Genomic DNA, 5271 nt, shown 5'->3' with positions numbered 1-5271 from the left:
TCCGGGACGAAGGGGGGATTCTCCCACCGTCGCTTCTCGGCGAGGATCCGGCGTTTGTTCTGCGCGCAGACGTTTTTCGGGTCAAGGTCTTCCGGACAGGAATACAGGCTGCACAGATTGCACTCGCAACAGAATGCGGTCCCCTGGACGTTCGCTTCACCCACCAGATTGAAGCCGAGGCTGCGCATGGCCCGGTGGGGTTCGATGGGATGTCCGAGAAGCCACCGCGGGCACAATTCGGTGCAGAAACTGCATTGATCACAGGCGGATCGGCCAATCCTGGCAATTTGTTTCCAGTCCTGACGGCGCCGCCGAATGACGATGTGATCGTGAGGAAGAACGATAACACCCCCGGTCGTTTTATCCACGAGGGCCTGGTGGTTCTCTTCCAGATACCCCATCATCACCCCACCCACCATCAACTGGGGATTTTCCACTGTTGCCCCGCCCGCCAGTTCGAGGCACTCTGCGAGTGTCACCCCCACCGGCACGCGGAGGGTCACAGGCTCCCTCACCGCCCCCGCAATCGTCAGATATTTTTCCACGACCGGCTGTGAAGCGGCCTGGGCCACGTTGAACGCTGTCTCCACGTTGATCACGACAGCTCCCACGTGCAGGGGAATTCCCCCAGGCGGAATGATGCGTCCCAACGCCTCGTAGACAAGAATGAATTCGTCACCCGACGGATAGGCGTCGGGCAGAGGAACGATCTCCACCCGCGGAGGAATCATCCGTTCCAGCTTTTCGATGACATCGTGGTACTTTCCTTTGATGCCGATGACGCCGCGCTCCGCTCCCACAAGCTGCATGGCGATCTGGAGGCCTTCCAGGACCGTCTCCGTGTAGTCGCGAAGGATCTCTTTGTCCTTATGGAGGAGCGGCTCGCACTCGGCCGCATTGATGAGCACAGTGTCGGCTCTGGCGGATAACTTCACATGCGTTGGGAACCCGGCCCCTCCGGCTCCCACCACGCCGGCCTCGAAAATGTGTTCCACCGTGACGTTCATCTCTTTCGCGCCTGCATCGTCGAGGACTGCCAGCCGGGGGTTCGTTTCCCGGCGAGAGAAATTTGTCGGAGAAAAACGAAAAAAACGCGGGAAGACTTTTTTCAATCTTAGCTTAAAGCAGCACCGCGATGAATTCCTGCCCTTGCTTCCCGCAATTCTCTTTGGCCGACAAGCTGTGCAGAAATTGCACACTCCAACCGATCGTCTGGCGGACCATTCTCTGCAAAAATTTCCCGGCCGGCGGGCAAGTCCAGGAGTAACTGAGGTCTGTCCCGCCGACAAACAGGTGGTCGTTCACAGCTTTTCCCGCGGGTTTTGCGGGGCCACGCGGCGAAAAACGCGCTTTGGCATCGCTTGTGCTAAATACAGTGAACAGGTCGGCGCCGGCCTGAAGATCGAAAGTGGAGTTCGAGGTGTATCGGACACAAGTAACCCTGAAATGAGGAGGACACAACCATGCGTGCTCGACGATTCTTGACGATTCTAACTGGACTGGGTCTTCTGGTACTTCCCGGAATAGCGTGGGCCAGCGAGCCTGAGGCCGCAAGCACCTCAGCTCCGGCTGTTGCCCCCTCACCGGGAGCCGCCGTTTCCAAGTTGGCGGAACTCCGCGCCGAATGGTTCCGCACCATGGCAACTCTGGCCGAAGAGCAGGCCAAGCCCCAACCTGATAGCCAGCGGATTGCAGAACTGCAGGCCAAGCTTCGTGACCTGCGTGCGGAGTGGGTCAAAGTTGGCCCTGCCCCGGTCGCAAATCCGGCCATGGGCGTGTGCCCGTGGGGTGGGCCCGGTCTCGGGCTGGGATTGGGTCGGGGGCCTGGATACGCGATGGGGATGGGCCCCGGTCGTGGACCTGGTCCCGGTTTTGCACCAGCGTCTCCCGGTTTTGGACCTCGACGGGGCCGTGGATACGGCATGGGTGGCCCCGGGCGTGGCATGGGTCTTGGGCCCTACTACGTGGACCGCAACGGCAATGGCGTCTGTGACTACTACGAATTCCGCCGAGGCTGGTGAAATCGCCGCGGGGCTCCGTGGTTGACAGCGCCAAGTCTCCAGTCTTACAACGGCGGGAGATTGATCAGGTCTCCCGCCTTTTTCACAGATATTCGGGGACTCCGTAACTGTTATGAAAGACACGTCCGCTTTGCCGCCGAGAACTCTGGTCTTGCCTTCTCCCGTACCCGAGACACCCGCGCGAACCGCCGGAGGGGCGTTCAAAGGCCCTCGAACCAGGATGGCCGCCATCGGGTTACTGCTCGCACTGGCACTGCTTTTTGTCACCTGGCAGTGGCACGAATGGCAAACAGACCGAATCGCTGCGGAAGAAGTGGTCCGCGGCCAGGCTGAGGCCCTGGCCAAGGCCGTCATTGGGGCGATTCGTTCCCATCGGCGACTGGGGGCCTTTTTCGATCAGCAGATTCAGGTGGTCCTGGATGAGTTGGTCGATTCCCACGACGTTCTGGCAGCGGGAATCGTCGATAAAAACTGCCGGTTCATACTTCGCGCCGGAGCCAACTTCGCGGAGCTTCCCCCCGACGATTGGACCGTGCTGCCGGCGGGTTTTCTCATCCAGAAGAGTTTTGAGCTTCCACCACTTCCACCGGAAGGACCGGGACGCGGTCGCGGCTTCGGTTGGGGACGCTGGTTCCGCGACGCGATGGAAGAGGAAAACCCCAGTCCTTTCTCGAATGGGGGAGTTTTCTCTGTGATCCTGCTTCTGGATCGTTCCGATTACGACGCGCAGCTCCGTCGGGCCGCGATCAGTCGGCTCATCGCGGTCGGGACGGGCCTGGGGTGTTTCTGGCTGCTTGCTCTCGCGTGGGGCTTGGCCACCAGAGCTTTGACCGCGGAACACGAGCGTGGACTGGCCGAACTGCGGGCGAAACACTACGAGGAATTGGGCCAGGCCGCGGCCGGCCTCGCGCATGAAACCCGCCATCCCCTCGGGCTCATCCGGGGTTGGGCCCAGAAGCTCGCGCAGAGTGAAAACCCGCAGTCCCCGATTGCCCACGAAGCCCGCCTGGTCATGGAAGAGTGCGATCGGCTGGCCGCGCGTTTGACGCAGTTTCTGACTTTTGCAAAACCGTATCGACCGCGCTGGGAGGTGGTTCATCCGGAACCGATCATTCGGGAACTTCTGACACTCCTGGAACCGGATTGCGAAGCCAAAGGCGTTCGCTGCCACTATCAGCCGCCTGACCGCCCGATCGCTTTTTGGGCCGATCCCGAGCTGTTTCGTCAGGCCCTCTTCAATCTGTTGCACAATGCGGTCAAGTTCACACAACCGGGCACGTCTGTCGAAATCAACACGCGTGTGGTGTCTAACGCCTGTACAATTGAGGTGATAGATCACGGGCCGGGGATCAAGCCGGAGCAGCTTCCCCGCCTGTTTACGCCGTATTTTTCGACTGATCCTCAGGGGAGTGGATTGGGATTGGCGCTGGTCCGCAAGGTCGTGGAGGCCCACGGCTGGGATATTCGGTACCAAGCGCTTTCAGAGGGTGGTTCCGTTTTTCAGATCATTATTCCCCTGCACAGTCGAAAACCCACGCCGATCCCGGAAAGGCCCGTAGACAGCGGAGTCAACACTCTCGACCCGGAGAATCTGGCAACAGCTCCCGAGTCTCGTGATAGCATGGGATAGAAGAGTCCTGAAAAAGACAATGGAATGCGATTTTCGTTATTTCTGCAAGCGCCAATGGTGGGAGAAAGACCCGTAACATTGGCACCTGATGCCCATGCGTGGTAACTCTGGCAAACAGCCTTTGATCCTGATCGTGGATGACGACGAGGCCCACCGCAGGCTTTTTGCAGAGGTGGTGCACTCGCTGGGGTTTCGCGTTACCGAAGCAGGATCAGCCGAGGAGGCCTGGGATCGCATTGCGGATGAGCATCCCGGTCTCATCCTTCTGGACGTTCGTTTGCCGGGCAAATCAGGTCTGGAAATTTTGCCGGATCTGAAGAAAAAGCACCCTGAAATCCCGATCGTTCTGATCACCGCTTACGGTGACGTTCGCGAGGCGGTGGAAGCGATGAAGATTGGGGCCGTCGATTATCTCCTCAAGCCCGTCGATCTTGAAGAACTGGAAGCCGTCATTCTTGACCACGTGGGGCGTCCTGACGAGCTTGCCTCGAAATCGCGTTTACCGCCCCTGCCTTCCAACGTAGTGTGCGTGAGTCCGGCATTTCAAAAAGTTTTGGAAACGGCCTATCTCGTGGCGCAATCCGACGCTCCGGTTCTGATCCTTGGCCCAAGCGGCAGCGGGAAGGAGGTGGTGGCACGACTCATCCGCGACTGGAGTGCTCGGCGGGAGGGTCCCTTCGTTGCCGCCAATTGCGCGGGTTTGCCGGAATCACTCGTCGAGAGCGAGCTTTTTGGGCATGTCGCAGGGGCATTTACCGGGGCAACCGCGGACCGCATGGGGTATTTTCGGGCAGCGCACGGGGGCACCCTTTTTCTTGATGAAATTGGGGAATTGCCCCTTACCGTTCAGGCAAAGCTATTGCGGGCTCTGGAAACCGGCGAGATCATCCCCGTCGGGAGTGAAAAGCCTGTGAAGACGGACTTCCGACTTCTCGCGGCTACCAACCGTAATCTCGAGGAACTTGTTAAAGCCGGGCGGTTTCGCGAAGACCTCTATTTCCGCATCAACGTGGTGGAGCTCACTATCCCTCCGTTGAAAGATCGCCGTGAGGATATTCTGCCGCTGGCCGAGTTTTTTGGTCGCCAGTTTGCCCGCCAGCCTGTGCGATTTTCGCCCCAGGCGATGGCCGCTCTGCTCTCCTATCACTGGCCGGGAAATGTGCGGCAACTGCGAAACGCGATCCAGCGGGCGTGTTTGCTGGCGCAGGGGAATATCATCCTTCCGGAGCATCTTCCGTCCGAGGTGGCCGCCCTGGCATCTTCGGCGCATCAAGCGCCCCAAGAATCTGAGGAAGGGCGTCTGTCGGCAGTGGAAAGGGCGACAATCCTCTCCACCCTTGCCGAGTGCGGCGGCAACCGAACGCTGGCCGCCCGAAAGCTGGGCATCAGCCGCCGAGCGCTCATCTACAAGCTCAAGGCGTTGGAAGCCCTCTCTCCCCCGAGCGGTAACGACCAGTCTCGTTAAAACACACACGTTGTCGCGCGCAAAAAAAGGGGTGATTGTTTCACCCCTACCCAAAGTTCACCAGAGACGGGCAGATGGGCCCGATGTCATCCCATACCAGACAAACGGCTGGCAGAGGTCATGGCGCCTGGGTGGCCGGTGCTGCCTGACCCTGC

The 5271-nt window shown here is 59.7% G+C and carries 4 protein-coding genes; 3 read left to right on the top strand and 1 reads right to left on the bottom strand.

The window, feature by feature from the left end:
* On the bottom strand, positions 1–1007 hold a 1007-nt coding region (locus H5U08_RS09530; protein WP_297032457.1), incomplete at its 3' end, for a 4Fe-4S dicluster domain-containing protein.
* A 456-nt stretch (positions 1008–1463) separates the two neighbouring features.
* On the opposite strand from H5U08_RS09530, the gene H5U08_RS09525 reads away from it, so the two are divergent.
* The 3 genes from H5U08_RS09525 (at position 1464) to H5U08_RS09515 (ending at position 5116) form a co-directional block, all read left to right on the top strand.
* Positions 1464–2021 (top strand): hypothetical protein, encoded by a 558-nt coding sequence (locus H5U08_RS09525; RefSeq protein ID WP_297032455.1) that lies wholly within the window; start codon positions 1464–1466, stop codon positions 2019–2021.
* Between the two features lie 112 nt (positions 2022–2133).
* Positions 2134–3651 (top strand): HAMP domain-containing sensor histidine kinase, encoded by a 1518-nt coding sequence (locus tag H5U08_RS09520; RefSeq protein ID WP_297032454.1) that lies wholly within the window; start codon positions 2134–2136, stop codon positions 3649–3651.
* A 94-nt stretch (positions 3652–3745) separates the two neighbouring features.
* Complete coding sequence (locus H5U08_RS09515) at positions 3746–5116, top strand: sigma-54 dependent transcriptional regulator (protein WP_297032452.1); 1371 nt, start codon at positions 3746–3748, stop codon at positions 5114–5116.
* The last annotated feature ends 155 nt before the right edge of the window (positions 5117–5271 follow it).

The organism is Thermogutta sp. (assembly GCF_014359955.1).
GTDB lineage: Bacteria > Planctomycetota > Planctomycetia > Pirellulales > Thermoguttaceae > Thermogutta.
This window is presented reverse-complemented; position numbering and strand designations above follow the sequence as displayed.

Bases quoted from the DNA above. Each gene is read 5' to 3' on its own strand.
- H5U08_RS09525 (WP_297032455.1), top strand. From the start codon at position 1,464: ATGCGTGCTCGACGATTCTTGACGATTCTAACTGGACTGGGTCTTCTG.
- H5U08_RS09520 (WP_297032454.1), top strand. From the start codon at position 2,134: ATGAAAGACACGTCCGCTTTGCCGCCGAGAACTCTGGTCTTGCCTTCT.
- H5U08_RS09515 (WP_297032452.1), top strand. From the start codon at position 3,746: ATGCGTGGTAACTCTGGCAAACAGCCTTTGATCCTGATCGTGGATGAC.